The sequence below is a fragment of the Streptomyces graminilatus genome, from assembly GCF_001418565.1.
In the GTDB taxonomy this organism is placed as follows: Bacteria; Actinomycetota; Actinomycetes; order Streptomycetales; family Streptomycetaceae; genus Streptomyces; species Streptomyces graminilatus.
The window spans coordinates 1-3,090 of record NZ_LIQQ01000783.1; the positions used below are offsets into that span (position 1 = coordinate 1).

The following is a 3,090-nucleotide window of genomic DNA, read 5'->3' on the forward strand; positions in this document are numbered from 1 at the left end:
GTAGGTGTACGACTGCTGGAAGCCGATCTGGGCCAGCGTGCGCATCATCGCCGGGCGGGTGAACGCCTCCGCCAGGAAGATCACGTCCGGGTCGGTGCCGTTGATCTCCGCGATCACCCGCTCCCAGAACACGACCGGTTTCGTGTGCGGGTTGTCGACCCGGAAGATCCGCACCCCGTGCGCCATCCAGTGCCGCAGCACCCGCACCGTCTCCGTGACCAGACCCGGCAGATCCGCGTCGAAGGCGATCGGGTAGATGTCCTGGTACTTCTTCGGCGGGTTCTCCGCGTACGCGATCGTCCCGTCCGGGCGGTGGTGGAACCACTGCGGATACTTCTCCACCCAGGGGTGGTCGGGGGAGCACTGCAACGCGAAGTCCAGTGCAATCTCCAACCCGTGCCGGGCGGCTTCGGCGACGAAGAAACCGAAGTCCTCCATGGTGCCCAGCTCCGGGTGCACGGCGTCATGGCCGCCGTCCGCCGAACCGATCGCCCACGGCACCCCCACATCCCCCGCCGACGCCGACAGCGTGTTGTTCGGCCCCTTGCGGAACGTCCGCCCGATGGGGTGGACCGGCGGCAGGTAGACCACGTCGAAGCCCATCGCGGCGATCGCCGGCAACCGCCGCGCCGCCGACCGGAACGTCCCGTGCGGCCGCTCCCGCGTCCCCTCCGACCGCGGGAAGAACTCGTACCACGCCCCGTACAACGCCCGCTCCCGCTCCACCACCAGCGGCAACGGCTCACTCGACGTCACCAGTTCACGCAACGGATACCGGGCGAGGATCTTGTCCACCGCCGGGGTCAGAGCCGGTGCGAGACGGTCCGCGACAGGAAGCGAGTCGTCGCCCAGGGCGCGCGCCGCGGCCAGTACGGCACTCCGGTCCGCCCGTTCCGGCACACCCTCGGCGGCCCGCTCGTACAGCAGCGCGCCCTCCTCCAGCACCAGCCCGACGTCGATGCCCGCCGGAATCTTGACGCCCGCGTGCCGGCGCCAGGTGCTGATCGGGTCGTCCCATGCCTCGACCCGGTAGGTCCAGCGGCCCACCGCGTCCGGGGTGACGTCCGCGCCCCAGCGGTCGGTGCCCGGGGCCAGTTCGCGCATCGGTGTCCAGGGGCCCGGCCGGCCCTCCGGGTCGCACAGCACCACGTTCGCGCCGACCGCGTCATGGCCCTCGCGGAAGACCGTCGCGCTGACCTGGAAGGTCTCACCCACGACGGCCTTGGCCGGGCGTCTGCCGCTCTCGACGGCAGGGCCCACATCCCGAACCGGGATGCGGCCGATGGCCGGGGTCGGGCTCATGGGTCTCACCTCTGTGGTGTGCTGGGCCGGGATCGGGAGTGTGGGTGTGGGCGTCGCGGGTGGCGCTATCCGCTCGCCGGGGAGCGCTGCACGGCCGGGGCGGCATGGCCGGTGAAACGGTCCGCGTGGGCGCGTCCGGCCTGCTCCCGGAGATACGCGACCAGGCTCGTGCGGAGATAGCGTTCGGCGGCGTGCGCCGCCTCCCGTGCGCAGCGTTTCCCCATCAGCACGCACAGGGTGTAGCCCGAGTCCTCGAAACTGTCGCGCGCCGAACGGTCGGACGGGGCCGCGAGCATGGCGCGCTCCCACGTCCGGTACCTGTCCAGTTGCCGGGCGACCTCGGCTTTGGCGGGCAACAGCATGATGCTGGTCCCCTTCCTCGTGACTAGGGCCTGTCGTTTGGATCACGTCTGGGCCGCGGGGTGTGGTGCGCACTCCCCCAGAGGGGGACCCCCATCGCGTCGACACCCTCCTCCGCCTTGCAGCTGCACGCACCACACCCCGCTCACCGGCAGACAAAGGCACCGCAACCCGAAACCGACGTGATCCAAACGACAGGCCCTACCGCTGCCGCGTTTCCACGGCGATACCTTCACTCATGGTGCACGCGCGGCGACCCAGCGTCCTGTTGGATCTTCAACCATTGCTGGTGGTGCTCGTGTTGCACGAATGGACTAGCGCTCGCACGCTGGAGCTGACTCAGAAGCGAACAGTGCTCACGCTTCGCGTTCGGGGCCCGGCCCCGCAGAGCGCGCGGAACGTGGGCCCGCCGTGAGGAGCCAACGAAGATGAAGACCGCAGAGTCCCGCTACTGCCACCTCGACGTGGAGGTCTGTCCCGAACGGGTCGGCCAGGTGGGCCGCATCCTGGCCGCCCATCTCCGCCTCTGGGGCCTGGAGCACCTCGCCGGGTCCGTCCGCCACGGCACCGAAGCGCTGTTGCGCGCCATCGACGAGCACGCGACCGACAAACAGGCGGTGATCGAGATGTGGTGGAACGGCGTCCACCTCATCACCGCCCTCGCCGAGAACGACCGCGACCTGCGCCTGGGCCGGGAACTCGGCGGCTGTCTGGCGTGGATCGCCGCGGTGAGCGACGGCTGGGGCTGCTGTGCCACCGGCACCGGTGCCAAGGTCATCTGGTTCTCGCGCCGGGCCCGCGCCTGCGACGACGCCCCCCTGCTCCCGGCCCCGCCCGACCCGACCCTGCGGGAGGTGCGCCAACTGCCCCGAGGGGGCCAGGCCGTCGCCGGTACGCGGAACAGGACGCCGGGCGTCCTGGCGGGCGCCTGACGGGAGGCAGCGGGCGGCCTGCTCAGCGCGGGAGACGCGAGGTCACCGTGAACTGTGCCCCGTCCGGGTCGCGCAGCACCGCCTCGTACCGCGCGGCACCGGAGTCGTACCGCAGGGCGCTGCCGCCGTTGTCCTCGGCGGCCTTCACACAGGCCGCCACGTCCTCGACCGCGAAGTGGACCTGCCAGTGAGGCCGGATCGTGGGGTCGGGCGCCGCCTCCAGGGCACCAGAGACGATGCGCGCCACCACATCGCCCCGGCTGCGCAGCACGACCTCGTTGCCCTCGTAGTGGACCTGGCAACCGCCGGGGCGGTCCGAGGCCCATTCCAGGATCTCGCCGTAGAAGATGGCCGCGTCGAACGCGTCGCGTGTGTGCAGCCGCACGAATGTCGGAGCCGCCCGCCGCCAGGCCTCCCAGCCGGCGAGCAGCTCACCCTCCCAGATCCCGAAGATCGCACCGTCGCGGTCGGCCAGCAGCGCCGCCCGGCCGGGCGG

At 71.4% G+C, this 3,090-nt stretch carries 4 protein-coding genes; 1 reads left to right on the forward strand and 3 read right to left on the reverse strand.

All coding sequences use genetic code 11. From position 1 onward, the window contains the following. A partial coding sequence (locus AOK08_RS41530; protein ID WP_055535717.1) for a maltotransferase domain-containing protein occupies nt 1-1,302 on the reverse strand: 1,302 nt, incomplete at its 3' end. Between the two features lie 65 nt (nt 1,303-1,367). Next, entirely contained in the window at nt 1,368-1,664 is a 297-nt protein-coding gene (locus AOK08_RS41535; RefSeq protein WP_055535719.1) for a DUF5133 domain-containing protein, read from the reverse strand. 426 nt (nt 1,665-2,090) lie between these two features. Between AOK08_RS41535 and AOK08_RS41540 the strand changes: the two genes are divergently transcribed. Further along, complete coding sequence (locus AOK08_RS41540; RefSeq protein ID WP_055535721.1) at nt 2,091-2,594, forward strand: hypothetical protein; 504 nt, start codon at nt 2,091-2,093, stop codon at nt 2,592-2,594. A gap of 22 nt (nt 2,595-2,616) precedes the next feature. On the opposite strand, the gene AOK08_RS41545 is transcribed toward AOK08_RS41540, so the two are convergent. Next, a partial coding sequence (locus AOK08_RS41545) for a VOC family protein (RefSeq protein ID WP_277816065.1) occupies nt 2,617-3,090 on the reverse strand: 474 nt, incomplete at its 5' end.